A 26,004-nucleotide genomic window follows, 5' to 3' on the forward strand; every position below is an offset into this window, starting at 1 on the left:
CAGGAAATGACATTTTTATTGCGGAAGGAACCATCCCCATGTCCATACGGAAAGAAGCAGAAACTGAAAAACAGAAGTTAAGGAACATGCCCCCCAAAGACAGGGCATGGTATATCTGGGAATACTATAAATTCCATATCCTGGCCCTTATCCTGGCGGTTGCGGCACTGTGGACCCTTGGCGGCATACTGTACCGACAGACCTTCACCACACGGCTGTCCATTGCCATTGTCAATGACCGGGCAGGAAACGCCAGTTCCACGGCCAACCTGGAAGCCGGCCTGAGGGAAGCCCTTGGGTTTGGCAAAAAGGACCTGATTGAGATAAATGAGGGCCTGACAGCCCGTTTTGGCGAAGAGGGCATGTCACAGTTTAAATACGCCAGCCTTGCCAAGATATCCGCCCTGGTTGCCAGCAGATCCCTGGATGTATTCATTGGGGACCAGGAGGCGGTGGATCACTATGAAACCGTCAATGCATTCCAGGACCTGGAAGAATACCTTCCCCCTGAACTCTACAACCGGGTAAAGGATTCCGTCTACAGCGCAGAGGATGAACAGGGTGTCCTTAAGCCCGTGGCCCTTTCCCTTGAGGGAACCTCCTTTGCCAGCCAGACCGGGATTGTCATGAACCCGCCTTATCTGTCCGTGATGTCCACCTCTCAGCATAAAGAAGAGGTGCTTCAGATGATTGAATACCTGTTCCGCTGATACATTCCATCCCCAGGCCTTCCGCCACCGCGCGGCTGGCCTGGTTTTTTGTCTGGATCATGGCGCAGAGCCGGACCTCAAGTACCTCATGGGCATAGTCCCTGATGGCTGCGACGGCCTCCCCGGCATAGCCCATACGGCGGAAGGGCCGGAAAATATGATACCCCAGTTCCAGCCAGGGCAGGCATTGCTTCTGCCCCGCCCTGTCCGGTCCGGGATCCTCACTCCCGGAAAATGCAGTCCCGGGAAGCCCAGCCCCGGGAAGCCCAGTCCCGGGAAGCCCAGCCCCGGGAAGCCCAGTCCCAGGAAGCCCAGCCCCGGGAAGCCCAGTCTCAAACCGCCTGAGCATTTCTTCCAGGTCTTTGGGCAGCCGCGGGTTGGATACGCCTGCCATGCCCACCAGCGCACCGCTTTCCTTCTCCTCCAATGCCCATGTGCCATACTCGTAGAAACCATACTGCTTTTCAATGTAATGGGCCATCAGCTCCGGGGACCGGAACACATTTTCCTCCATTCCGTACTCCTCCCTTGGGATGCGGACCGCATCGTCTTTCACGAACTCCCTGATAATCAGCCGTTCTGTTGTCCCGATTATCCATGGAAGCCCTATGTGGCGGCGCAGCACCAGCTCTGCCAGTTCCCTGGTGGCGGATGTGAAATCAGGAATGATGTAGTGGGCGCACGTGATATTCCATTTATTTCCATCATTCTCAACGCCAATAATGGCCCTTCCGGCTGCTTTCGCTGCCAGAAGGGCCTCAGGCTCATCTGATATGACCACTGGATGGGACCTGCCCTCCAGTGATATATTGTATTCCATTACCATATGTGGCCTGCTTTCTGCCTCTGCACTAGAATCAGCATGTCTCCGGTTCCGGATATGTCTCCCCAAAGGTTTCCACTGTCATGGACTTAATCTTCTGCTCCTTTAAAGGACGGTCCTGGTAATCCGTCTGCACTGCCGCAATCCTGTCCACAATATCCATGCCCTCGGTAACCTTGCCGAATGCGGCATAGGAACCGTCCAGATGGGGTGAGTCCTTGTGCATGATGAAGAACTGGGAACCCGCTGAGTCGGGGGCCATAGCCCTTGCCATGGACAGGACGCCCGGGGTGTGCTTCAAATCATTCTTAAAACGGTTCTGGGAAAATTCACCCTTGATGCAGTAGCCTGGGCCGCCCATGCCATTGCCGTTGGGGCATCCGCCCTGAATCATGAATCCACTGATTACCCGGTGGAAGATCTTACCGTCATAAAAGCCCTTGTTAATCAGGCTGATGAAGTTATTCACTGTGTTCGGTGCAACCTCGGGATATAATTCTGCCTTCATCACATCCCCATTGTCCATGGTAATGGTAACTACTGGATTGGTCATAATGTCATTCTCCTTTTTGTCGCCGACCGGATATTCCCGGCCCTATTCTTTTCTAACTATAACAAATTCTGTCCGGTTTGTCCAGCAGACTGCTTTTTCCTGTCTTCCTTCTGCATTTTCCCGAAAATACGGGCCAGCATGATAACGGCCGCAGCCGCCAGCACGAACTCTGCCGTGAACTGGGCATAGGCAAGGCCGTACAGTGGGAACAGCCAGTTTAACAGATAAAGGGCGGGAATCTCCAGCACAATCTTGCGCAGGATAGCAAAGCTCAGGGCCGCGCCGCCCATACCGATGGCCTGGAACACGCCCACTGCCAGGAAGTCCATGCACATGAAGGGAAGTCCCAGGCAGAAGCCCCGCAGGAACCTTGTGCCGTAGGCCACGATGGCGTCATTGTTCATGAATGCCCTTGTCATCACGCCCGCTCCAAAGTAATAGCCCAGGGACACCACCACCAGGAAGGGAAGCAGGGTCTTGATGGTAAAGGATACGGTCTCCCTCATGCGCTTATGGTTCCCGCTGGCATAATTGTAACTGATAAGCGGCATGATTCCCTGGGAGAATCCAATGGCAATCTGAAGGGGAACCATGTTGATCTTCTGGGTGATTCCCATGGCAGCCACTGCCTGGGCGCCATAGGCAGATGTAAAATTGTTCAGGATCGTCATACCGGTAACGTTCAGCAGGTTCTGGATGGCAGCCGGGACGCCCACGCCGCACACGCCCAGCACAATTGCCTTCTGCATGGAAAACTTCCTGGGCAGTATGCAGACAAAGGTGGTCTTCCTCCTGACATACAGCAGTACAAAAAAGTAAATGCAGGCAACACAGTTGGAAAGGAACGTCGCCAGTCCTGCTCCTGCCGCTCCCATATTAAGTCCCCATGGAAGGATGAAGATGGGATCCAGGATGATATTTAACAGACAGCCGCTCATGGTTCCCACGCTGGCGTGGAGGGAGGCGCCCTCAGAACGGACCATATAAGCCATTACCACGTTCAGGATGGCAGGGGCTGCTCCAAAGAGCACGGTCCACTTAAGATATCCCGCCGTGGCCGCCACCGTGTTGGAGTCCGCACCTAAAAGCCCCAGAAGGGGCCCCTGGAACATGGTGCACAGAAGGGAAAATATAATCCCGCAGAACAGGGAACAGTAAAAACCGAACGCGGAACTGTGGCGGACCGACTCATAGTCCTTCCTGCCCAGCGCCCTGCTCATCATGCTGGAGCTTCCCACGCCGAACAGGTTATTGACTGCATTGAATGCCAGCAGTACCGGCGCGGCCAGGGTTACAGCCGCGTTCTGGACCGGGTCGTTCATCATACCCACAAAATAAGTATCAGCCAGGTTATAGATTACCATGACCAGCGAGCTTAAGATGGTCGGCACTGCCAGCTGCATGACCGCCTTTGGTACCGGTGTCTGCTCAAATAAAACCGTCTTCTGGTTATCCATCATTTGTATACAACCTCCTTGCCTGGCGCAGCAGGCCGCTGCGCACGCTTCCTTTTATTCTATCACGGCAGGGATTGCAAAACAAGACGTTCATTTTATACCCCAGGGAACCGGATATCCAAAAAGCGGTTCTGAGGGCATGTTTGATAATTCATTCCCGCCATCCCCACGCCTTTAGGCTCCAGGTCCTCCCATCTGCCGTATCTCACTGAGGATATCCTCATAAGGCTGGCCGTACATGTCGTAAACAGGCCGGACCATTTCCCGGAAACCTGTTTTATCCTCAGGGTACAGGATGCGCACCCCAGCCTTTTCCAGCACCTTCCATTGTTCGCGCTCATATTCCGTCCAGAGCTCCCTCTGCCTTAAGGAGGATTCATACGCCGCCTGCCGGATGGTGTCCTGGTCCTTTTGGCTTAGCTGTTCCAGTACATGACGGTTCATGATAACCATCTCCGGTATCCTCACATGTTCATCCATAATCATATAGGGGGCTTCGTGGTAATGTCCGGCGCTGGCATAGCTGGGGAAGTTGTTCTCAGCCCCGTCAATCCCGCCGTTCTTCAGGGCCTCCCTCACATCCTCGTAGGGCATGTCCACGGGAATGGCACCCATTGTTCCGATGACATCCATCATGAAGCTGCTCTCCTGGACCCGGATCCTCATGTCCTTTAGGTCGGCAGGGGACCTGATTTCCCTGGAGGAGGTATAAAAATTCCTGGCTCCTGCCCCATACCAGCACAGCCCCTCAATCCCCTTTTCCTCCATGCTTTCCAGATACTTATCTCCCAGCCCGCTGTTAAGCACGCGCCACATATGTGCTTCATCCTTGTATAGATAAGGCATCTGAAGGGCAAGCAGCTCCTGGTTGTAACTGGTCAGAAGGGCAATGGATACCCTGGCCATGTCAATGGAGCCATATTCCACTTCCTTGACGGTTTCGGCTTCATTTCCAAGGACAGATGAGTGGTACACCTGAATCTGTATCCGGTTGTCCGTGCGTTCCCTTACCAGCTGGGCAAAATAGTCGCAGGCCTCGGACGCGGGATGGTCCGGCTTCTGGTTGTTGGCCAGGCGCAGCAATATCCGCCCGTCCTTTTCCATGGGCGTGTTCCAGCTTACTGTCTTCACTTCCCCGCTGTCCTTAGGTCCGCGGCCCGCATCATCCCGGCAGGCCGTTAGCAGGACCATGCATCCGGCCGCAGCAAGGCAGATGCCTATCCATTTCTTCTTCATCGTATCTGCTCCCCCTGTACGCCGTCCGGCTGGAAAAAGCACTTGTTCCTGTATTCTATGGGCGTCATTCCAGTCTTCTTTTTAAATATCCTGGTAAAATAATTGGAGTCCTCATACCCCACCATGATTCCGGCCTCGCGTATGGTCAGGGCCGGGTTTTTCAGATATTCCATGGCATGGCCTACCCTGATGTTAATCAGATACTCCTTGCTGGAAATGCTGTAAGCCTGCTTGAACATTTTATTGAAATAGTTGGCCGAGACCTGGAACATGCGTGCCATGGTATCCACCCCGATATCATCCATATAGTGAAGGTCCATGTACTGCTTTCCTTCCTGGCTGATTTTTACGGCCCTTGCGCCGAAGGATTTTATGGCTTCGTCCAATGTGTGTGACCCGCTGTCTGATATATGTATCCCTGCGCCTTCCGCATGTACCCCTGAGCATTCCGCACGTACCCCTGCGCCTTCCACACGTGCCCCTGCGCCTTCCGCACGTACCCCTGCACATTCCGCACGTACCCCTGCGCCTTCCGCACATTCCCTGTTTCCATACGCCGGGTTCCTGTCCTCTGCCGTCCGTCCCATTCCTCCCGCTGTCCCGTCCACACGCTCCCTCACACGCTCCAGGACCTTTTTCAGTTCGCAGGGGTCCACCGGCTTCACCAGGAATTCCGTGGCTCCCAGGGAGATGGCCTGTTTGGCATACTGGAATGTAGCAAATGCAGTCAGGAAAATGATGACGCATCCTTCCTTCCACTGCCTGAGGCGCCGGGCGGCCTCCATACCGTCCAGTTCAGGCATTTCTATATCCATAAGCACCACATCCGCGTCCAGTTCCATCGCCTCTTCCACTGCTTCCCGGCCATCGGACGCCTCTTTTACCTGCCCGGCCCAGGGACAGTAATTCCGTATCATCCTCTGGATGGTTGCCCTTGATATCATCTCATCGTCAGCTATCAGAATCCTCATGTGTCCTGCACTCCTTTGCATTTATCCGGATTTCCACACAGGTTCCCCGCCCTTTCCGGCCGGATATCCGGATACGGCATCCGGGGAACATAAGTCTCAGGCGGCGGAACACATTGCCTGTCCCGATTCCGGACGCATGGTTGTCCTGCATTTCCTTTCCGGCGAGAAGCATTTCCCTCTGGGCTTTTTCCATGCCTGCCCCATTGTCCAGGACCTGTATCACCAGTTCTTCCCCCCGCTCCATGATACGGATGGCCACCACACCGCCTTTGGGCCTTACAAGGATACCGTGCCGGATACTGTTTTCCACCAGGGGCTGCAGCGTAAAGGATGGGATTTCATAGGATTCCAGGTCCACATCCGCTTTCAGGACATAGGAAAGACGCTCCCCAAAACGTTTCTTCTCAATGTAAATGTAATCCTTTATCACGGTAAGCTCCTGGAACAGCGGTACCCGGTCCGAATGGTTCTCCAGACTGTACCGGAACAGTCTGGACAGGCTGCGTATCAGTTCCCCTGTGGTACCGGCCCCTTCCATGTCCGCCATACCGTTAATCACATTTAATGTGTTGAACAGGAAATGCGGGTTAATCTGGGACTGAAGGGCGGAAAACCTGGCTTTCTCCAGTTCCATTTCCTGTTCATAGAGCTGTTCCGTCAATTCCTGCTTCTCATGGAGGGTGGTGATGACCGACTTCATGCTGTCCTTCATCTGGTTCACGGCCAGGTTCAGCTGGCCGATCTCATCCCGCCTCCTGACCGGCAGTTCCTTAATGTCAAAGTTTTCCATCCCCACCTGACGCACAAAGGCCGCCAATGCCAGGATGGGGTCCAGAAGCCATTTTGTGATGCAGCGCCCAAAAATGATGCATACCACCATCACTGCCGTCATGAGCAGGAAGGCATTCTGCTGCCCCATCACCACATTACGGCGGATATCCTCATGGATCCTGTTGCCGAACGTAAGGTTGTCCTGAAGCAGTTCTTCTGTGTAACGCTTCATCAGCTCCGATATCTCCCACAGCTGAAGTTCCCGTTTCATCTCATCCTTCGGTTCCAGGGGCGCCCTGGCCAGGCTGTCATAATGATGGTACAGGTTCCGGATGGACTGTACCCGCAGGAAGCCTTCCTCCGACATATCGTCTGCATCCCGGACCATCTGCGCCAGCAGTTCCTTAAGCCTGGTGCCTGAGGAGACAAACATGCTCCAGCTGTTTTCTTCCCTGTCCCGGAGGTATCGCTGCCACAGCTCCATATTGCTGTCATAGACCGAAATGAACTCATTGATGGTATAATAGCGCTCCACCAGCCGGTCCAGCTGCTTCTCAAACCTCTGGCTGCTGTTTATGGAATACAGGTTGGATAACAGGAAAACAGCCACAATGACCCCCAGGAATACCAGGACCCTTGTCTTGATTGATTTTGCTTTTTCCTTTTTATCACCCATTTCCAGTCCTTTCCCCCATACAGGCCTTATCTGCGGTTAAAATCAGAGATTGCCATCACACAGTCAATCAGTTCCTGCTGTGTGGCCCTATCTCTTGGCCGGTAGTATTTCCCTTCCTTTGCGCCCACAAATCCCAGATAGGAACTGACCCCCACGCCGGAGCGCAGGCCAGGCCGGATATCCCCTGCATCCTCATAATCAGGATACACAATCATCAGTTCTTCATAGGGTATCCCGCAGGCCAGAAGGGCAATCCGCCCCATCTCATCCCTGGCCACCGGATCATCCGTGTCCATCCGTATGCCCTGTTCCTCCAGAACGGATTGTATCTTCCCGGCCTCCGGTCCCCAGAAAGCGGACAGGATCCCGGCATATTCCTTCATGGTGACAGGTTTATCCGGCTTCAGCCAGCGGGCGTCCACATATCCCCTGGACAGGGCGCCTCTTACCGCCCCATCCTTAAACCTCTCCTGTTCGTCCCCTGTCAGCACCCGGTATGCCATGCTCTGCCCTTGATTCCCGTAAGGATCCCTGGCTGTCAGCACCAGGTATTTTCCCTGCATGTCATCCGTGATTTCCAGACTCCTGCCACGTCCTGCGCAGGAGGCGGCCCGTATACCCGCCTGGCCTGTGTCCGCGCTGTCTGCACCATGGCCATCCGTCTGCGCCCCACACGGCTGGTCTGTAAGATACCATTCATAGGACAGACCGCCCATGCCGGCTCCCAGCAGTTCCCCAGCTGCGCGGACCGTCCCTCCTGCCACGAAAGTTCCCTCCGCCCTGACATCCACCGGGCGCGGGTATGTATGCCCATTGATACGTACCTGTTCCAAAAGGGGATCCTTCCAGTTCCTGGCCCTGACCTCGTGGTCCACGTCCCGGATATCCACATCCACCAGCTCCAGCCCGGTAATTGGGACCTGGTCAAATGCCTCCATGAAAATCCCGTATGTACCGCCATTGGCCGTGAAATCCTCAATCCGTATATCCCTGTATTCCGGCAGATAACTGCCCATCCACCCCTCGTCGTACAGCATGGTGGCGTGAATGGATACATACCGGATATTGGATGCCCTGGAACCGCGGATGTAGATGCGTTCCACCACGCCGCCCCTGGCAGCGTTGGATTTGAAACGGATTGCATAGTCCAGGGACTGGGTGCCGAACCGGTTGTCATCCGCATAGATATCCCTGATATCCCCGCTCATCTCACTGCCGAACGCTATACCGCTGGTCCCCCCGGCAAATTCATTTCCCCGGATTACCATGTTCCGGGCAGACCAGCCAGCCTCCTTAAGCTCCCATCCGTCCCGGTTGCGGCCGGATTTAACAGCCACCCCGTCGCCTCCCACCTGGAACCGGCAGTCCTCAATCAATACATAATTGCAGTTTTCCGGGTTGCAGCCGTCATTATTGTTGAAGTTCCCATCCACCTCAATCCCCCGCACCGTCACATTGGTGCACAGTACAGGATTCACGCCCCACATAGGCGGGTTTTTAATGGAAATGCCTTCTACCAGCACGTTTTCACATCCAATGACCTGTATGAAATTAGGGCGCAGGAAATGGCCCTCGCCAAAGACCCGCTTCCTGACATCCACGCCATCGTCCACCATGCGGCGCAGGATTCCCACGTCAGAGGACGAGGGCCTGGTGTAATCCTGTCCGATATACGTATCCCCATACCAGCTCCACCATGTATCCTGGTCCGCCTGTCCGTCCAGCCTGCCTTTGCCGGTCACGGCTATATTATCCTGCCCATAGGCGTATATCAGGGGACTCCAGTTGTAACAGGGCGCTCCCTCGTAATACGCCAGCACCAAAGGATAATTCTCCGGGATGATGTCCCTGGTAAAGCACAGGACCGTGTCCTCTGATTCCAGGTGCAGGTTGACATTTTCCTTCAGCACAATGGCTCCTGTATCAAAGCTGCCCTTGGGTATCACCACCATGCCTCCCCCCTGGGCGCTTACATGGTCAATTGCCGCCTGGATTGCCTTTGTATCCAGGATACCGTCATCCGGAACCGCGCCGTAATCCGTCACATCCACCCGCAGATTGGGGAATACCGGGTCGTGGATCTGCTCCAATATGGATTCCGCCGTACTCCAGCTAGGAGAGCTACGTTGGGCATTGGAAGCCGGGCTGCCGGAGGACATAATACTTCCGTCCATATCCCCCACCGTATTCTTCCCGATATGTATCCCTGCGTTTCCTATTCCCTGGGTCACGGCACTGTCCGTTTCCGGGTTCCCGGCCGCACCCACTCCCTGGCTCCCGGCAGCACCCATTCCCTGGCCCCCGGCCGCATCCACTCCCTGCCCCCCGGCCGCATCCACTCCCTGCCCCCCGGCCGCATCCACTCCCTGGCCCCCGGCCGCATCCATTCCCTGCCCCACAGCCACGCCTTGTCCACCGCCCGCGCTTCCATCCATATCACCAGCCGCACAGGCAGTAAGCAGGATTGCGATGGCCGCGGCGGCCAGAAGTCCTGTCCTGTTCCTCATCATAAACACGTTTCCTTTTCCTCATGTTAATTGATTTCTATTGTATTCATTCTCCGGACTCCCGTCAATACAGGAAAAGCCGCCGGAATATCCGGATACGGATTTCCAGCGGTCTTTTCAACAGGATATGCTATCTTCTGGCGTATACCGCCACTTTATCCAGTACATCAATGACAATGGCAAAGTCAGCATTCTTTTTAGGTTCAAATTCATTGCCCTCAGCGGCCTTCATGAATCCAAAGTCATCGCAGGTCGCCACATTGGTATGGTAATACACGTCAATGTCATCCGTGTCATCATAAGTAGGGGTTGCCCAGAAGGTTGTCTCATCATAGGGCGCGCCGCAGCTCTTGATGGCGATATCGGCCAGTTCCTGCCTGGTAACCGGGTCTTCCGGTGCAAATGCCCCGTCCTTCAGATCCATCATGCCTTTTTCAATGACAGCGGCAGCTATGGCGTACTGCCCGTCCTTGGCAGTCAGGTCTTTCAACTCCACGTCGCCCTTTGGCTGCGTCAGGTTCCACATACCGGCTAACATCTTTGCAACATCATACCGGGTCACTTCCTGACCCAGGTCCACGGTTGCCGCCGGGTCTAAAAGACCCTTGGCCGCCAGTCTCATGACGCTGCCGCTGAGCGCATTTCCTTCCTCCACACCGCACACGGGACCTGTGGGAAGGATGGTGTAGGCAATGCTGGTATTCTGGTTTCCATTCTCATCCGAGGCAGTTACCTTTAAATACCTGCCTTCCAGGCCTTCCGGCAGGGTCCACTCCTGGCCCTGGCCCGCTGTTTCGTATGTTCCGTCCTTTTTATCCGATACCTGCCAGGTATAATTAAGACTTGCGGGGTCTCCTCCCAGAAGGATTGAATCCGCCTTTACCACACGCCCGGCTGAGGGGATGCCGTCCATCCTTGTGTCTGAGGGAGCCGGATATTTCATGCCGTTAATGACCACATTTTCAAGGACAGGGTTTTCCCAGTTTACTGCGCGCAGGGGATTCTCCACTTCGTTTAATTCCACATTGCGCATGACCAGACCCGTTACAGGGACATCCTCAAAGGCTTCCACGAAAATACCGAAGTCCCCGCCCGTGCTCTTCAGGTTTTCAATGGTTATGTTCCTGAACTGAGGCATATAGTCCCCATGCCTGCCTTCCTCATACAGCATGGTTGCATGGACCACTGCATCGGAAACAGACTGGATGGTGGTATTCCTCAGGTAGATATTCTCAATGATGCCCCCGCGCACGGCGTTGGTCTTGAACCTGAGCGCGTATTTCAGGTTGGGGCTGTTGAACTGGTTGTTGTCCGCGAATACATTGTTGACGCCTCCGCTGACCTCGCTGCCGATGGTAATGCCGCCATGACCGTCCGCAAATATATTGTTGCGGATAATGATGTTCTGGGAAGGCGTGTTGGTGGCCCGTCCGTCTGCATTGCGGCCTGATTTGATGGCAATGCAGTCATCCCCTGTATCAAAGTAGTTGTCCTCAATCAGCACATAGTTGCTGCTCTCCGGGTCAATGCCATCATTGTTGGCTGCCTTGGTGCTGATATGGATTCCCCTTACGGTCACATTGGTACAAAGCACGGGGTTGACCTCCCACATGGGGGAGCGCAGGAGGGTGACGCCTTCCACCAGTACATTCTCGCATCCGATGACCTGGATGAAGTTGGGCCTTAAGAAATGCCCCTCGCCGAATATACGCTCTTCTACCGGCACACGGTCATTGTTCATATTAATCAGGGCCGTACGGTCATCATCCTGGTAATCCGTCATATAATCCCTGGACATCCAGCACCACGGAGTGCCGTCGCCAGCCTGTCCGTCCAGGGTTCCCTGTCCAGTCAGGGCAATATTGACCGCGTCCTTGGCATAGATGAACGCGCTGTAGTTATACATGGGCTGCCCTTCCCAGTGGGAATAGACCAGGGGATAATTGTCATGATTGATATCCTGTGTGAACTGAAGCTTGGTCTCCTTGTCCTCCAGGCACAGGTTCACATTGTCCTTCAGCGTGATGGCGCCGGTGTCATAGGTGCCCTTTGGTATGACCACCTTGCCGCCGCCCTTTTCAGATACCTCGTCAATGGCTTTCTGGATGGCTTGTGTGTCCAGCTTATCATCATCCGCAACAGCGCCGTAATCCAGTACATTTACGGTTAAATCCGGGAACCTTGGGTCGCTGATATGGGTCAGTATCTCTTCTGCCATATCCCAGGTCATGCCGCCTTCCCCGCCTTCATCCCCGGTTTCCTCAGCCTGTGCTTCTGTTTCATTCTCTGTTTCTTTCGTTGTCCCAGCAGCCGTTGTAGATGGCGCTGCCTGCTGTGTATCTGCTGTTTCCTGGCTGCCGCCGCATGCCGTAAGCCCTATGGCTAATGCTGCCGCCAGGGAAATTCCCCATATTTTCTTTTTCATGACACTTGCTCCTTTAGTATGTTCGGTTCATCCATTTATAAGGCGCGCGTTCCTTATCTGACCTAATTATACTGATCCGGTCCGTGTCCGGGCAACAGGACTTTTCCGCTATTCACAGCATTTTTCGGAACCAGCGCTTAAGCTTCATCATAAAGCGTTTTCATCCTGGACCTGCACCAGGCGGCATTTTCCGGGACCGTGTTCTCCAGGGTGGCGTAAATGAAGGGCTTCTCCTGTTTTATGAACCTCATGATGGATGTATAGTCCATCTCACCTGTTCCCGCGCCCACTGCCTTCAGCCCATGGCCTTCGGGCACGCGGATATAATCCTTAAAATGCACCATGGCAATATCCCTGCCCAGAAGCTCCATTGCCTCTGCAAACACCTCTTCCCTGCGGTCCACATTGTCCAGGTCCAGCATGTTCACCGGGTCGAACAGGATCTGAAGGTTGGGGGAACCGATCTCATCCAGCACGGTACGCGCACGCCTGGGATTCCACACGATGTGCCGGGCCACCGGCTCCAGCGCAAGGATTACCCCGAACTGTTCCGCACACCGCACCACCGGCTTAATATTCTTTATGAAGGTGGACAGGGCCGCGTCCGTCCTGCATTCCGGGCAGTATTTATACTCAGGGTTGGGGGCACCTGTTTCTGTCCCCACCATGCCGCAGCCCAAAAGGGATGCGAAGCGGATATGGGCGTAGTATTTTTCCAGGGACGCGCGGATTACCTCCTGGTCCGGATGGGCCAGATTCAGGTAATTGCCAAGGACAGCCACATCCATCCGGTTCTGTTCGAACAGATGCTTCAGATAATGGGCATAGCCGGGTGTCAGGGCAGAAGGGCCGCAGGGGTATTCCTTCATTGCCTTGCTAAGGGCCAGGTGGACACAGGTATAGCCTTTTTCCCTCACAATGGGGAGAAGTCCTTCCATGGGCAGATTTTCCGCGTCATGAAGGCGCAGTCCTAATTGGAGCATGGATGATTCCCCTTTCTTCTGAGCTGTTCGCTTACCGCCATCATGCAGGCAGCCGCGCCATGCTGGTTGTCGGTCATCTGTGCCTCACTTATATAGTACTCCGGGGTTCCGTTGCGGTCCTTGCGGTTATGGGGGTCCGGCCCTGCGCCCAGGCCCGCGCTTGCGCAGATTCCGTGGAGATGCCAGCCATCCTCCTCTTTTTTAAGCCAGGTACGGCGGATGCCTTCAAGGACCTCATTTCCTTTATCCCAATAGGAGCCGTCAAGCATCCCAAGGCGGGCGCCCTTCATCAGGGCATAGGCTGCCATGGCGCTTCCCGATGTCTCTGGATAATTGCCTGGAAGTTCCCCATGGTCCACAGCCTGGAGGAACATATGGGACTCCTTGTCCTGATACTGCAAAAGGCCATCCAGACCATTTTTAAGAAGTAAAGCCAGTTCCCCTGCCCGCGGTGTATGATCCTTTGCCAGCTCATATACATCCGCCAGCGCCATAAGGAACCATCCCTCCGCCCGGAGCCATACCCCGGGGCTGCGTCCGGTCACCGGGTCCGCCCAGTCCGCCTTACGGCTTACGTCACAGCCGTGCAGGTATAGCCTTGTCTTTTCGTCCCACAGCAGGCGGTGGGTGCTTTGAAACTGGTCCATGATGTCATCCCACCGTTCCTCACCGTTTTCTTCCAGGCATTTTGCGTAAAACGGCATGGCCATGTAAAGGCCGTCCAGCCACACCTGGTTGGGGTAAATGTCCTTATGCCAGAAGTTGCCGGTGGCTGTCCGGGGATAATGTTCCAGAAAAGCATATGCCCTCCCGACCCCGCGTCCATACCTCTCATCCCCGGTCAGGTCCCGGAGGATCCGCAGGGACTTGCCAAAGCTGACCTTATCAATATTATTTTCATCCTCTTCCCAGTTGGCAACCCTGCCGTCCTCATCCACCAGCCACTTACCGGCATCCAGGATGTAACGGTTCCAGCGCGGATTGCCCGTGGCATCCGCCAGGAAGGCTGCTCCTGTTACACAGAGGTCATTCTTATAATTCCAGGGCCGTTCACTGAGGAAACGCGGAAATGCCGTCTCCATGTACTGTGAAAAATACTCTAACCACATATTGCTTCATTCTCCTTCACACTCTATAAAATTCACTGAACCGTCAAACCTCCGCTCAGATACCTGCAAAATCGGCAACCCGGTTTAAAATCCCGGCAGCCTCTCCAATGGTAACAGGACGCCGGGGATCAAAACATCCGTCCGGATCCAGGCTCATGAAGCCAAAATACAAAGCGCGGGCCACATTGGTGCCGTAGTTATTGTTTACCAATGCCGCATCGGCACAGACCGGCATGGTGCTGGAGGCATTGCGGTAATTCACGCCGCAGGCCTGCATGGCTACCGTGGCCATCTCCTGGCGGGTGACATGGGCGCCCGGCTGAAGCCGGGACGCATGGCTATCCGGTTGAGGCTGGGATGCACAGCCATCCGGCTGACCCTGAGACATATCCCCATCCTCCCAAGACCGCTTTTCCGGCGCAAGGAACCCATTTCCCACCGCAATCCGCAGCGCCTCGCTGCACGCTTCCCCGTCCTCTCCTTCCCAGCGCAGCGCCGGGTCTGCCAATGGCAGCAGTATTCCTGCAAGCTGTTCCCGGGTCATGATTCCGTCTTCCGGTATGCCTTGCGGACGCTCCCACATTCCCCGGCAGTACAGCCGCTGCCACCCGTAATCCCAGCCACTGCCGGACATGCCCTTTGGAAGGACCCGGTATACATGGCTGGTTTCGGCATTTCCCTTATGGTCCATAACCGTAACACGTATGAAAGCCGCTGTCTCAGGAACCGGGAACTGTTCCCCTTCCCCAGCCTTATTCCAGGCAATGCCGTCAGTGGACGTCTGCCACCCGTACATAAAGTCCATATCCCCTCCGCAGGTCCTTGCCTCGGCCCTTACGGTCTCCCCATTTACGGGAATGCCAAGGATGCGGACACCGCCGGGGCGCGGGAAGCTTTTTCCGTTGATTACCACATCGTCAACCACCGGCTCCTTCCAGTTCATGCTGCGCATGGGCCGGGCCACCCCGTCTATGCGGATGTTCCTTAAGGTCAGGCCGGTAACCGGGACTTCGTCAAATGCCTCCAGGAAAATCCCGTAATCCCCTCCGTGGGCAACGATGTTTTCAATGGTTATATTGTGGAATTCCGGCAGGTCGCTGCCGTTTCTCCCATCTTCATAAAGCATGGTGCCGTGGACCGCCGCCCCGTGGACATGGTCCATCACACTGTCCGCCAGTATGACGTCCTCCACCCTGCCTCCGCGGCGGGCATTGGTCTTTAAACGGAGCGCATAGGTCAGGTTAGGGCTACTGAAGCGGTTATTGACAGCCAGCACGCGGCGGATCCCGCCGCTCATCTCACTGCCCAAGGCAATCCCGCCATGTCCGTCTGCAAACTCGTTATTTTCTATCAGTACATTCTCACAGGGTATACCGGCCATGCGGCCGTCCCTGTCCCTGCCGGATTTCAGGCTGATGCAGTCGTCCCCGGTATCGAACCGGCAATTGCGGATATGTACGCCATTGCAGCTCTCCGGGTCGCACCCGTCATTGTTGGCCCCATGGCTGTACAATGTGACGCCGTCCACCGTCAGGCTGCGGCACATCACCGGGTTCAGCTGCCACATGGGGCTGTTTTTCAGGGTAAATCCCTGAAGGAGCACCCGGCTGCAGCGGATGGTCTGTATGAAATTGGGCCTCAGGTAATGGCCGGGGCCAAAGACCCTCTGTTCAACAGGCACCCCGTCCACATTCATCCGGCGCAGGGCCTTGCGGTCCTCCAGCTGAAGGTCAGGCTTATCATCGGACCATGCATCCTCCACCTGATGGTGCCAGTTCCACCAGTGCCCGAAATCCGCGCCCCCATCCAGGGTCCCTTCCCCGGTAACAGCAATATCATGGGCATCGCAGGCATAAATCAATGGGCTGAAGTTATAACAGGGCGTTGCCTCCCAGTGGGAGAAAACCACCGGGTAGTGGAGTTCCGGCTCCTCATTGACAAAGGCCAGCACGGATTCCCTGTCCTGAAGGTGAAGCTCCACCCTGCTTTTCAGCTCCAACGCCCCGGTGCGGATTGTGCCGCCGGGAAGCAGGAGCCTGCCTCCGCCTTCCCTGCTGATTGTATCTATGGCCTGCTGTAGGGCCTGTGTCTGGACCGCCCCGCTGTCTGGGACCACGCCGAACAAACAGGCCGGGAACTCCCGGTCAGGAATATCCGGTCTTTCTATCTGTTTCAGGATTGTCTCCCTCAACTGTAATTTATCCATGGAAAACCTCCTGATTGGTTTTATTCTGTTCATGGCTGTCTGTTAACTGTCTAAGGTGGACAGCCAGGTCCTCCCCATGCCATTGGTGGGGTCCTTCGCATATTTCATGGATTACCCGGCCGGGCGCGTCCATCAGCCTGTATGCATTCCGTATAATGTCCACCTGCTCCGTGACATTGGCAATCCCACGCGGCCCGTTCAGCCTGTCGCCCCGGCAGGACTGGATAAGAAGGGGCCTTGGGGCAATCAGGCTGGCAATGTCCCCCATATCCAGGTGTTCCCAAAGATGGGGCACATAGTTGCAGGAACAATTCCGGTTCAGGGCCAGCAGCGCATCCCGGTATCCGTACATGTAGCCGCTGATCACAGCCAGGCTGACCCGCTCATCCATGGCTGACAGCCAGAGGGTCTGCATCCCTCCGCCTGAAAATCCCAGGCAGCTGACAGCCTCCGTATCCCATTCCCCGCGTTCCATAAGGTAATCCACAACGCGCATCAGATCCCAGGCCAGCATTCCGGCCACAGGGATTCCCAACGGCTCCCCCATATGGGCCAGGCGGTAACAGTCGCCCTTCATGGCGGCTGCCGCATCCCTGGTGTCCTCCAGGTCCTCGCGCCGTTCCCCGAAGCCGCGGCAGTCCGGACAGACCGCCACATACCCAAGCGCGGCAAGCTGATAGCCGTAGTCATAGTTATACTGCCGGATTTTATCCCGGATTGGCTTATAACCATCCAGTCCGGCCACTGAATATTTTCCGGCCCCATTATGCCCGGGCGGGCATAGGAAGGGACGGGAGGAGGGTCCGGCTCCCGGCGGCACCAGCACGAACATGGGCATCCATACATCCGGTTCCACCTGGATCCTTATGTGTTCCCGCCTGATTCCTCCGGGCAGCATCAGGACATCCTCCAAAACCGGGGACAGGGCGCAGTCCTCCATCTTATCAAGCCCCAAAAGTCCGTGCAGAAGGGACCTGGTCCCGGACCGCCACTGCTCAAACTCCTCCCTGGTATTTCCCCTGAAGGAATCCCTGCGGGCATACCGGTCAAACTTCCTGAGCATGGAGGGAAGGGTGCCATAGCACTGTCCCATCGCGGGCAGGCCGTTATTTGAATCAGTCATCCTTTGCTTCGCTCCTGCCGGTAGCAGGTACTGCGGCCCCTGCTTTTTTCTTCTTCAGGTGCTCTGACAGAAGCGGCCATACAACGCAGAATACGGAAACCAGCAGCAGGGCACAGGAAATCGGGCGGGTGAAAAACTCCTTATAACTGCCGTGGGCATAGCTGATGCCCTGGCGGAAATAACGCTCCAGCTTGCTGGACAGGATGAAGGCCAGCACCAGCGGGGAAGTGGGAAGTCCTGACATGCTCATGAAGATTGCCAGCAGGCACAGGGCAAGCATCACGTAAATGTTAAACATAGTATTGGAAATCCCGTATCCGCCGATGTAGCAGATGACCAGGATGACCGTGTACAGGTAATGGTAGGGAACCTTCAGTATGTAAGGGAACCACCGTTTCCCAATGATCTGTACGATGTAAGTCACGATTGCAGACACCATGACGCAGGCAAAGATCAGCATGGCCAGGTCAGGCTGTTCGGTCATGAACAGGGGGCCTGCCTGAAGTCCGTGGATGGTCAGTCCTGCAATCAGCATTGCTGTAATGCCGTCGCCGGGGATTCCCAGGGCCATCATAGGGATGAGCGCCCCGCCAAGGGAGGCGTTGTTCGCTGTCTCAGAAGCCCACACACCGGCCGGATTTCCTTTTCCGAAGCTCTCCGGGTCCTTGCTGATGCTTTTTGCATAGCCATAGGCAACCATGTTGGAGATACCGGAGCCCATACCAGGAAGGAAGCCAATCCACAGGCCGGATACAAATGCAAATACAATGGTCTTGATATTCTGCAGGATATCCCTCAGGCCCACTCCCAGCCCCTTCATGTCCACCATGTCGGCTTCCGGCATCTTTGCCTCGCCCCTGGCGGAGTCACGGATGATCTGGCACATTGCAAACATTCCTAACATCTGGGCAACCGTACTGATGCCGGAACTTAAGTACACATTGCCAAAGGTGAAGCGGTTGGAACCATTAATCGGATCCATGCCGATGCAGCCCATCAGAAGACCGATTCCTGCCGCCATGATACCCTTGAAGATATTTCCCTTGGATAAGGAAGCAACCAGGGTGATGGCGCAGAAACACAGGGAGAAATACTCCCACGGCCCAAGGTGCAGGGCAAACTCGGCAATCACCGGGGAAAGCACGGTAGCCAGGGCCACGGAACCCACCGTTCCGATGAAGGAAGCCGTCATACCGATTCCCAGGGCTTTGCCGGCCTGCCCGTTCTTGGTCATGGGAAATCCGTCAAAGCAGGTGGCGATTGCGGATGACGACCCCGGGATACCAATGAGCACAGCGGAAATGAATGTGCCGGACACGCCTCCGATCCAGATGGCAAGCAAAAGCACAAAGGAGGTCTCAGTGGGAAGGCCAAAGGTAACCGGAAGCAAAAGGGCAATGCCCAAGGTCGCGGAAAGTCCCGGAATGGCCCCGAACACGATTCCCAAGGAAACCATGGCAACAATCAGCAGCAGATTGATTGGCTGCAGGCAGACCATTAACGCACTTATATATTCTGTCATTTATCCTGTTCCTCCTTTTCCTTATTCAAACAGCCGCCCGGCCGGAAGCTTTACCTGGAAGCCAAACACGAACATGGCGTAAAGGCCTGCGGTTACCAGCACGGAAATGATGACTGCGGGAACGGGTTTCACCTTGCTGACACCCTTCAGGTCATAAATCAGGGCAAAGGTGGCAAAGGGCGTTGTCATAAGGAACCCAAGCCAGGTCATGGCAAAGGCATAGACAATCAGAAGCAGGTAGCTCTTGGTGATCTTCAGGGCGCCGCCCTTTGGAAAATACGGTTTCTCTTCCTTTGCGCGTTCCTTAATTCCCTTGATGATCAGTGCAATGGAACTCATTGCAATCAGTACGATTGCCACATAGGGCAGAAGGCGCGGGCCTGGCTCCAGAAGCTTGGCTGGCTGCTTGATGGACTGGGTTGCTAACAGGAAGAACGCACACCCCAGAAGGCCCACAATGCCGGTAACTGTATCTCTGCGCATTTTCATGGATAATTCCCCTTTCTTTTAAAATGTCCCGGGAGGTTTCTCCCAGGACATCCGGTAAATCGTTACGTATCTATGTACTGCCTGAACATGACAGGCCTACTCCTGGACAAACATATCCAGTTCCTTGGCAATCTCCACAAACTGGGCATACTCCCCATCGTGGATTTCCTTGGATTCAGCAAGGTCATGCCATCCCGGGATGTTACCGATACCTGCAATACCGGCGCTTACAGTCTCATCCTCGCAGACAGCCTTCATGGCGGCGTTCATGTCTGCAACCATGGTTTCATCCATGCCGGCCGGTCCCAGGAGGTAGTGGTAAATGGACATTACGCAGTCATCAAAGCCCTGTTCCTGAAGGGTCTTATAGTTGTCCGGCAGCGCTTCCGGATACTTGGAAATAGTGGTCCCGTCAGAGGATACGGTGCCGATTACCTTCAGCTTGCCCGCTTTCTCATATTCCTGTGCATTACCAACGCCTACAACACCGATGTCAATGAACCCTCCTGCCAGGTTGGTCAGACGGTCGGACTCGGATGCACACTCAACGGAATTAAGCTCGATACCGGTGGTGGAGGTCAGCATACCAAAGAGGAAGGTGTTGGCGCCAGCCGCAGGCATACCTGCGTTCAGCTCGCCCGGATGTGCCTTTGCATACTCAACAAATCCAGCGAAATCATCATATGGGGCGTCAGCCGGTACCGCCAGGGTTGAGAAGCCATTGTCCTGCAGGCAGGCAATCAGGGTGAAATCTTTCATCGGGTTGACCTCGGCGTTGCCTGTTATGTACTGGATGTTCAGGGCTGAGGTGGCAACGGTCAGGGTTGTGCCGTCCGGTTTAGCCGTGGCAACGGTCTGATGGCCGATGGTGTTGCTGTCATAGTTGGTAACGGTTGTCTTCAGGCCGTAAATCCGGTTCAGCCCTTCGCTGTAATAACGGATGCCAAGATCGGAGCCGCCGCCTGCCTTGCCAGGCACAACCAGGGTAATGGTTTCCTTTTTAGGAAATCCGATGTCATCTCCTGATGCTGCTGCTTCATTCCCAGCGCCGCCGTCCGCCGTGGTGGCTGCCGCCGTGGTATCACCTGTGCCGGTTTTGCTGCCGCAGGCAGTCATTCCCAGTACTGCTGCTGCCATAACCCCTGTCATTAAGAAACGATACATACTCTTTTTCATAACGTTTTTCTCCTTTTATTCCACTTTTTAGGCAGACTTATCCCGCCTGATTTTAAGAACTGACTCTCAACACACCGCCTGGAAGAAACTGGATATATAGGGAAATATTGTATAATCTGTCTGTTTTTAACCCTTCGTGTGTTTACATTTTGTATTATATAGTATTTATAAAGATTTTACAAAGCAGATTTAATTATAGATTTCATACCACTTTGGTTATAGTAAAACTTTTTCTTCTTGACACTCCGCCAAAATCATATATGATGGAAATAAATCCTGCACATGCCGTTACGGACCGAAAGGAGGCAGCCATGACCACGCGCCAGCTTTATTACCTTGTTACCATTGCCGACCTGGGAAGCCTTTCCAGCGCAGCCCAGGTGCTGGGGATCTCACAGCCCGCACTGAGCAAATTCCTGACCGAGTATGAAGCATCCCTGGGCTTTCTTATATTCCTCCGGTATCACCGCCATCTGACCCCCACTTCCGTGGGCAGGTACGTCATAGACTGCGCCCAGAAGATCCTGGACGAGCAGACCCGTATGCTGCAGATGCTCCGCGCCGTGACGGACAGCAACCACGCCCGCATACGCCTGGCCACCGCGCCCAACCGGGGCGCCATTATCTACAGCCGTATCTATAACCAGTTTTCACACCGTTATCCGGACATCTCCCTGACGCTGACCGAGCTTTATGCCCGGGACCAGCCGGGGGCCATCCTCCATGGACAGATTGACCTGGCCATCGGTTCAGGCAGGGATTCCGATAAGGTGACGGACCTGCCCATTGCCTATGAGGAACTGCTGGTATCCCTTCCGGTCTCCCATCCCCTGGCAACGGCGGAGAAAATCCGCCTGTCCGACCTCAGGGATACCCCCTTTGTACTACAGGGGCCCAGGCACAGTATCCGTATCCTGGCAGAAGAGCTTTTTCAGGAAGCCGGATTTAGTCCGGTGGTAACCTTTGAATCCAACGACGTCATCCTGGTGGACTCCATGCTGCACCAGGCCGTGGGAGTGGGGCTGGTGTCCCAGGCCCATGTGTTTCCATGTGAGGAGCTGGTTTACCGCTCCCTGGACCCTCCCATCCACCAGACCCTTCATATCCGCTATCCCCTGGGGCATACCCTGACAGAACCGGAACGCTATCTTGCAGGCCTTCTGATCCATGAGCGGTTATCCGATTCCCGCTACAAGGCCATCCCCTCTGCCGGGGCAGAGGAGCTTCTCAGGATGGTGGACCAGGACAGCCAGCCAGCGGCCGACGTCATTTCCCCGTCCCAGGCAGCCATCCGCGCCCACACAGCCCACTATACTGCCCCGGAGCTTAACCTGAACACCCAGCTTCTCAAGTACGTCATCGCCATTGTGGACGAGAAGAGCCTGACAAGGGCAGCGGAAAAATACTTCCTTACCCAGCCAGCCCTGTCCCGCCATCTGCACAACGTGGAGGGCATGCTGTGCGCCCAGTTATTCACCCGGGTGCATAACCGTCTTAAACCCACTAATGCAGGTAAGGTATTTGTCAACTTCGCCCGTAACATACTTCAGATTGAGGCTGAGATGACGGCCCATATCCATGCGTACCAGACCGGACATGGAGGCGGTATCTACCTGCACTGCGACCCAGGGCTGTCCGGCATCCTGCACAGCCAGGTGGCGGACAGCTTCAGCAAACTCCATCCGGATGTCAACCTGTACATAATAGAAAGCGGCCGCGAAACCGCCCAGGAAGCCCTGCTCAATGCATCGGCGGACTTCGGCCTTTACTTTTCCTGCGAGGAGGAGCATCCAATCCTGGACAGCCGGATCCTGGACGAGGATGAGCTGGTGTACTGTTTTGGGACAGAGGATGAGCTGGTATGCTGTTTTGGGACAGAGGATGAGCCGGTACGCTGTTTTGGGACAGAGGAACGCCCCGACCCGGTGCAGGATATCCGGGTCCCTATTCCGGTTTCCACGGCCATGCACCCCCGCCGGATCATGCTCGCGCCTCAGGACAGCGCCCTTCGCATGGAGCAGGACCGTCTCCTGGGGGAGTGGCCCGGACGGCCTGGAGCGGTTGTGTGCGAGGCCCGGCCGGATATCCTGCGGACCCTGTCCGTGTGCGGTGCCGCCGCCACCATACTTCCGGCCCGTTCCCTGGGACAGGAGGCATTGTCCCGGTGCAGGTCCTTTGAGGAACCGCAGGATTACTATCTGCTGCTGGTCCATCACCCGGGACGCAACCTCCCGGCCTTTGTAAAGGACCTGGTCCGGCTGCTGAATGATACATTTGAAACTTATTTTTCCAACCATGACCAATGATAACAAGGAGGCCCACGATGAACCAGTTATTCTGTCACCCCGAAACCATTACAATCAAGAAAGCAGTGTACTACGACATTGCCCCCATCCCCTTGCCCACGCCGTTTAAGGACGGCACCGGCGGCGTACGGCATGCCTCCTTTTTCAAAGGCTGGATGAAGATATATGATGAGGACGGCTTCTGCGGACAGGGACCGGCCGGCCCTTTGATGACCGACTTCTTCCTTCCCAGGATGTTGGACGCCCCCGGGAAATCCAATGGGGAATGGATGGAATATTTCTGGTGGGAAATCCGCAATTTCGGCTATCAAAGCCCCTATATTCCTGAAATGACCAACCTGGACTGGCTGCTTTTAGACCTTCTGGCCAACCGCGCAGGGCTGCCCCTGCACCGCTTCCTGGGAGCTGACCGGGACTGGGCCTGCGTGTATAAAGGGGGCGGTTCCGTCCTTCTAAGCGACGAGGCGCTGATTTCGGACCTGCAGCGTTTCAAGGACGAGGGGTATAAAACCACGAAATTCAAAATCGGCGGCAGCGGCACTGACTTCTCCCAGGATATACGCCGTCTTGAAAAGGCCCGCCAGGCGCTGGGGGACGGTTTTGGGATTGCCGTGGATGCCAACCAGGCCTGGGATGCCAAAACAGCCTTTGCTTTTGCAAAAGAAGCAGCCCCCTTGGGCGTGGCATGGCTGGAGGAGCCGGTCCACGCCTATGACATGGATGCCTTAAGGGAGCTTCGGGACCTGTTAGACGAGGCCGGGATTGCCATGGAGATTGCCATGGGCGAATCCGTGCGCAGCTACCACACCCATGTGGCCTACGCGGAACATGGCGTGGACCACCTGCAGCCCGCCCGCCTTTACTGCATCGCGGAAAACATGCGGGTCCGGGAATACGCCCGCCGGCACGGGTGCCGGATCTCCACCGGGGGATTTACCTTCCAGAACGCTGCCCTGGGAGCGCTTTACTCAGAGGACGAACTGTTGGAATACCACCAGCCCCTCAACGAAGTGCTGGTCCCCTACTTCAGCCTTGTATCCGAAATGAAGGACGGGCGCTTCTATCTGCCCAATGTCCCGGGACTTCCGGTGCATCTGGATTTTGAGCGTCTGGAACGGGACGGGCTGCTGAGAGGGATACGGTTTTACTACCATAAATGATAAAAATACATTGACATATGTTTTTCTTTGGGATATAGAACCCCCCTTTCACCAGACAGTTCAGCCTGATGAAGGGGGCATTTTCATTTCAGGGACGTGTTTAAAACCTGCTATCCGGCGTCTGTGCATCCCACATTCCAGGAGAATTTAAGGCTTTTTATTGTACTCTCAGGCATTTTACATTATAATGGAAAATAATAGACTTTTTGTCAATATGTAACCCGGACAAAAAGGCACAGGATCTGAAGGCTGTCAATGAGGAAATATCATGAAAAAAATAATTAAAAAGCATTTGCTTGTCTGTAATTGTATTGCAGTTGTTTCAGCTGTCTTAATGGGCATCCAGGGATGCAGGCAGGACAGGGAACCAGAGATTGAAGTGGCGCTTTGGAACCTGGATGTTTACGAAGATTACACGAAGCAGGTCCAGGATTTGGTTCCTGATGTAAGGATTAAGTGGGTCAAGGGCCAGCGGGACCTTGGATATTACAGACAGCTGGCTGAAACCGGCAATATCCCCGATATCATAACGGTCCGTAAGTTTTCCCTGAAGGACTCCCTCAGCCTGGATCCCTATCTTATGGATCTGACCAAAACAGAAGCAGCGTCCGCTTACTACGATATTTATCTTGAAAATTATAAGACCCTGGAGGGAAAGGTGTTCTGGGTTCCCATGTCCGGCACGGTGGATGGGATTGTAGCAAACAAAAGGCTGTTTGACAAATATGGCATTCCTGTCCCTAAGGATTTTGACAGCTTCCTATCAGCCTGTGAGGCGTTTGACAAGCATGGAATCACCGGATATTCCCTTGATCTGCACCAGGATTACAATGCCCTGCACCTTTTACAGGGTATGGGAATTGAAGAGCTGTCCTCCGTTGATGGGATTATTTGGAGAAGAGACTATGAGGACGGAACGATAAACCAGCTGGATACCAAGGTATGGTTGCCGGCTTTTAAGAAACTGGAACGGCTTAATATGTCAAACATCCTGGACCAGGATACGATGTATTCAGATGACCTCCTCTGCTATGATAAATTCATGGACGGAACACAGGCCATGGTCAATATCAGCAGCGAAAGTTTTTCCAAAATCCTTCCCGGCCAGGACCTGGAAATCCTCCCCTACTTTGGCAGGGAGCAGGACTTCCTGCTGACCTATCCCACATTCAACGTGGCCGTCAGCAAGGGTGTGGAAGAAAACAGCAGGAAAAAGGAGGCGGCCTGGAAGGTCCTGATGGCCATGACATCTTCCCAGGCCCAGGAAGTGCTGAATGAACATACGGACGGATTGATTTCTTATAAGAGGGACATTACCTTTGAATACAGCGGCGCCATGAGTATGGTACAGAAATATCTGGAAACCAACCGCACTTATCTGCGCCTTGGCTCTGAGGAATTTTTTGGGATTTCCACAAAGACCCTGGATGGGATGCTGGAAAACCATCTGTCAGCTGAACGTGCACTGGATTTAATGAACACATATCTGTCCCATCCTGAATGAAGCATAGGGATTACCGCCCGCCAATACGAATGAAAAGCTGGAAACCATATGAATCCAAATAAAAAAAGAATGTATGACCATAGCAACCGATATAAACATATGCGCAATACAATAGTAATCAGCTCATTGATTGCCATTTCAGGCGTTATCTGCCTCATGTCCGTTTTCCTGAAAAATATGGAAAATAATGCCAGAAAAGAAAATGAATATCATCTATCAGAAATTGCGTATCAGGTAGCCGACAATATAAATTCCAAGCTGAATCAGAATTGGTCCTTACTGCATAGTATCGATTAT

The 26,004-nt window shown here is 54.6% G+C and carries 19 protein-coding genes; 4 read left to right on the plus strand and 15 right to left on the minus strand.

Annotated features, from left to right (window positions below; translation table 11 throughout):
• Nucleotides 1-38: 38 nt before the first annotated feature.
• Nucleotides 39-710 (plus strand): hypothetical protein, encoded by a 672-nt coding sequence (locus LK536_RS45605; RefSeq protein WP_227795814.1) that lies wholly within the window; start codon nucleotides 39-41, stop codon nucleotides 708-710.
• Here LK536_RS45605 and LK536_RS45610 read toward each other — a convergent pair.
• The 15 genes from LK536_RS45610 to LK536_RS45680 form a co-directional block, all read right to left on the minus strand.
• Nucleotides 625-1,536: a GNAT family N-acetyltransferase gene (locus tag LK536_RS45610; protein ID WP_227795815.1), complete on the minus strand. Its 912-nt coding sequence runs from the start codon at nucleotides 1,534-1,536 to the stop codon at nucleotides 625-627. The genes LK536_RS45605 and LK536_RS45610 overlap by 86 nt on opposite strands.
• A 31-nt stretch (nucleotides 1,537-1,567) precedes the next feature.
• Nucleotides 1,568-2,086 (minus strand): peptidylprolyl isomerase, encoded by a 519-nt coding sequence (locus tag LK536_RS45615; protein ID WP_008719844.1) that lies wholly within the window; start codon nucleotides 2,084-2,086, stop codon nucleotides 1,568-1,570.
• A 56-nt stretch (nucleotides 2,087-2,142) separates the two neighbouring features.
• Nucleotides 2,143-3,546 carry an MATE family efflux transporter gene (locus LK536_RS45620; protein ID WP_227795816.1) on the minus strand — a complete coding sequence of 468 codons (1,404 nt, stop codon included), beginning with the start codon at nucleotides 3,544-3,546 and terminating at the stop codon, nucleotides 2,143-2,145.
• 171 nt (nucleotides 3,547-3,717) lie between these two features.
• Nucleotides 3,718-4,779: a TRAP transporter substrate-binding protein gene (locus tag LK536_RS45625; RefSeq protein ID WP_040380270.1), complete on the minus strand. Its 1,062-nt coding sequence runs from the start codon at nucleotides 4,777-4,779 to the stop codon at nucleotides 3,718-3,720.
• Nucleotides 4,776-5,750 carry a response regulator transcription factor gene (locus tag LK536_RS45630; protein ID WP_227795817.1) on the minus strand — a complete coding sequence of 325 codons (975 nt, stop codon included), beginning with the start codon at nucleotides 5,748-5,750 and terminating at the stop codon, nucleotides 4,776-4,778. Before LK536_RS45630 ends, LK536_RS45625 begins: the two co-directional genes overlap by 4 nt.
• On the minus strand, nucleotides 5,731-7,197 hold the full coding sequence (locus LK536_RS45635) for a sensor histidine kinase (protein WP_227795818.1): 1,467 nt from the start codon (nucleotides 7,195-7,197) through the stop codon (nucleotides 5,731-5,733). The genes LK536_RS45630 and LK536_RS45635 overlap by 20 nt, the downstream gene beginning before the upstream one ends.
• 26 nt (nucleotides 7,198-7,223) lie before the next feature.
• Entirely contained in the window at nucleotides 7,224-9,707 is a 2,484-nt protein-coding gene (locus LK536_RS45640) for a glycoside hydrolase family 28 protein (protein WP_227795819.1), read from the minus strand.
• A gap of 127 nt (nucleotides 9,708-9,834) precedes the next feature.
• The gene (locus LK536_RS45645) at nucleotides 9,835-12,129 is read right to left on the minus strand and encodes a glycoside hydrolase family 28 protein (RefSeq protein WP_083795218.1); all 2,295 of its coding nucleotides are present in this window, start codon (nucleotides 12,127-12,129) and stop codon (nucleotides 9,835-9,837) included.
• Nucleotides 12,130-12,266: 137 nt separating this feature from the next.
• A complete protein-coding gene (locus tag LK536_RS45650) occupies nucleotides 12,267-13,112 on the minus strand; it encodes a sugar phosphate isomerase/epimerase family protein (RefSeq protein WP_227795820.1) in 846 nt (281 codons plus the stop codon).
• The gene (locus LK536_RS45655) at nucleotides 13,100-14,221 is read right to left on the minus strand and encodes a glycoside hydrolase family 88/105 protein (RefSeq protein ID WP_227795821.1); all 1,122 of its coding nucleotides are present in this window, start codon (nucleotides 14,219-14,221) and stop codon (nucleotides 13,100-13,102) included. The genes LK536_RS45650 and LK536_RS45655 overlap by 13 nt, the downstream gene beginning before the upstream one ends.
• A gap of 55 nt (nucleotides 14,222-14,276) precedes the next feature.
• On the minus strand, nucleotides 14,277-16,427 hold the full coding sequence (locus tag LK536_RS45660; RefSeq protein ID WP_227795822.1) for a glycoside hydrolase family 28 protein: 2,151 nt from the start codon (nucleotides 16,425-16,427) through the stop codon (nucleotides 14,277-14,279).
• Entirely contained in the window at nucleotides 16,420-17,550 is a 1,131-nt protein-coding gene (locus LK536_RS45665) for a dienelactone hydrolase family protein (protein ID WP_227795823.1), read from the minus strand. Before LK536_RS45665 ends, LK536_RS45660 begins: the two co-directional genes overlap by 8 nt.
• Nucleotides 17,543-19,072, minus strand: a complete 1,530-nt coding sequence (locus tag LK536_RS45670) for a tripartite tricarboxylate transporter permease (RefSeq protein WP_227795824.1) — start codon at nucleotides 19,070-19,072, stop codon at nucleotides 17,543-17,545. Before LK536_RS45670 ends, LK536_RS45665 begins: the two co-directional genes overlap by 8 nt.
• Before the next feature lie 21 nt (nucleotides 19,073-19,093).
• On the minus strand, nucleotides 19,094-19,561 hold the full coding sequence (locus tag LK536_RS45675) for a tripartite tricarboxylate transporter TctB family protein (RefSeq protein WP_008719865.1): 468 nt from the start codon (nucleotides 19,559-19,561) through the stop codon (nucleotides 19,094-19,096).
• 96 nt (nucleotides 19,562-19,657) lie between these two features.
• Nucleotides 19,658-20,737 carry a tripartite tricarboxylate transporter substrate binding protein gene (locus tag LK536_RS45680; protein WP_025485523.1) on the minus strand — a complete coding sequence of 360 codons (1,080 nt, stop codon included), beginning with the start codon at nucleotides 20,735-20,737 and terminating at the stop codon, nucleotides 19,658-19,660.
• A 260-nt stretch (nucleotides 20,738-20,997) separates the two neighbouring features.
• Between LK536_RS45680 and LK536_RS45685 the strand changes: the two genes are divergently transcribed.
• From LK536_RS45685 to LK536_RS45695, 3 genes are all read left to right on the plus strand, one after another.
• Nucleotides 20,998-23,043 carry a LysR substrate-binding domain-containing protein gene (locus tag LK536_RS45685; protein WP_506092172.1) on the plus strand — a complete coding sequence of 682 codons (2,046 nt, stop codon included), beginning with the start codon at nucleotides 20,998-21,000 and terminating at the stop codon, nucleotides 23,041-23,043.
• Between the two features lie 17 nt (nucleotides 23,044-23,060).
• The gene (locus tag LK536_RS45690) at nucleotides 23,061-24,203 is read left to right on the plus strand and encodes a mandelate racemase/muconate lactonizing enzyme family protein (RefSeq protein WP_227795826.1); all 1,143 of its coding nucleotides are present in this window, start codon (nucleotides 23,061-23,063) and stop codon (nucleotides 24,201-24,203) included.
• A gap of 268 nt (nucleotides 24,204-24,471) precedes the next feature.
• Nucleotides 24,472-25,707 carry an ABC transporter substrate-binding protein gene (locus LK536_RS45695; protein WP_227795827.1) on the plus strand — a complete coding sequence of 412 codons (1,236 nt, stop codon included), beginning with the start codon at nucleotides 24,472-24,474 and terminating at the stop codon, nucleotides 25,705-25,707.
• Nucleotides 25,708-26,004 lie beyond the last annotated feature (297 nt).

Source organism: Clostridium pacaense, from assembly GCF_020709765.2.
GTDB classification, from domain to species: domain Bacteria; phylum Bacillota; class Clostridia; order Lachnospirales; family Lachnospiraceae; genus Enterocloster; species Enterocloster hominis.

Excerpts from the sequence above, each read along its gene's own strand:
- LK536_RS45605 (WP_227795814.1), top strand. The coding sequence starts at position 39 with ATGTCCATACGGAAAGAAGCAGAAACTGAAAAACAGAAGTTAAGGAAC.
- LK536_RS45610 (WP_227795815.1), bottom strand. The coding sequence starts at position 1,536 with ATGGTAATGGAATACAATATATCACTGGAGGGCAGGTCCCATCCAGTG.
- LK536_RS45615 (WP_008719844.1), bottom strand. The coding sequence starts at position 2,086 with ATGACCAATCCAGTAGTTACCATTACCATGGACAATGGGGATGTGATG.
- LK536_RS45620 (WP_227795816.1), bottom strand. The coding sequence starts at position 3,546 with ATGATGGATAACCAGAAGACGGTTTTATTTGAGCAGACACCGGTACCA.
- LK536_RS45625 (WP_040380270.1), bottom strand. The coding sequence starts at position 4,779 with ATGAAGAAGAAATGGATAGGCATCTGCCTTGCTGCGGCCGGATGCATG.
- LK536_RS45630 (WP_227795817.1), bottom strand. The coding sequence starts at position 5,750 with ATGAGGATTCTGATAGCTGACGATGAGATGATATCAAGGGCAACCATC.
- LK536_RS45635 (WP_227795818.1), bottom strand. The coding sequence starts at position 7,197 with ATGGGTGATAAAAAGGAAAAAGCAAAATCAATCAAGACAAGGGTCCTG.
- LK536_RS45640 (WP_227795819.1), bottom strand. The coding sequence starts at position 9,707 with ATGATGAGGAACAGGACAGGACTTCTGGCCGCCGCGGCCATCGCAATC.
- LK536_RS45645 (WP_083795218.1), bottom strand. The coding sequence starts at position 12,129 with ATGAAAAAGAAAATATGGGGAATTTCCCTGGCGGCAGCATTAGCCATA.
- LK536_RS45650 (WP_227795820.1), bottom strand. The coding sequence starts at position 13,112 with ATGCTCCAATTAGGACTGCGCCTTCATGACGCGGAAAATCTGCCCATG.
- LK536_RS45655 (WP_227795821.1), bottom strand. The coding sequence starts at position 14,221 with ATGTGGTTAGAGTATTTTTCACAGTACATGGAGACGGCATTTCCGCGT.
- LK536_RS45660 (WP_227795822.1), bottom strand. The coding sequence starts at position 16,427 with ATGGATAAATTACAGTTGAGGGAGACAATCCTGAAACAGATAGAAAGA.
- LK536_RS45665 (WP_227795823.1), bottom strand. The coding sequence starts at position 17,550 with ATGACTGATTCAAATAACGGCCTGCCCGCGATGGGACAGTGCTATGGC.
- LK536_RS45670 (WP_227795824.1), bottom strand. The coding sequence starts at position 19,072 with ATGACAGAATATATAAGTGCGTTAATGGTCTGCCTGCAGCCAATCAAT.
- LK536_RS45675 (WP_008719865.1), bottom strand. The coding sequence starts at position 19,561 with ATGAAAATGCGCAGAGATACAGTTACCGGCATTGTGGGCCTTCTGGGG.
- LK536_RS45680 (WP_025485523.1), bottom strand. The coding sequence starts at position 20,737 with ATGAAAAAGAGTATGTATCGTTTCTTAATGACAGGGGTTATGGCAGCA.
- LK536_RS45685 (WP_506092172.1), top strand. The coding sequence starts at position 20,998 with ATGATGGAAATAAATCCTGCACATGCCGTTACGGACCGAAAGGAGGCA.
- LK536_RS45690 (WP_227795826.1), top strand. The coding sequence starts at position 23,061 with ATGAACCAGTTATTCTGTCACCCCGAAACCATTACAATCAAGAAAGCA.
- LK536_RS45695 (WP_227795827.1), top strand. The coding sequence starts at position 24,472 with ATGAAAAAAATAATTAAAAAGCATTTGCTTGTCTGTAATTGTATTGCA.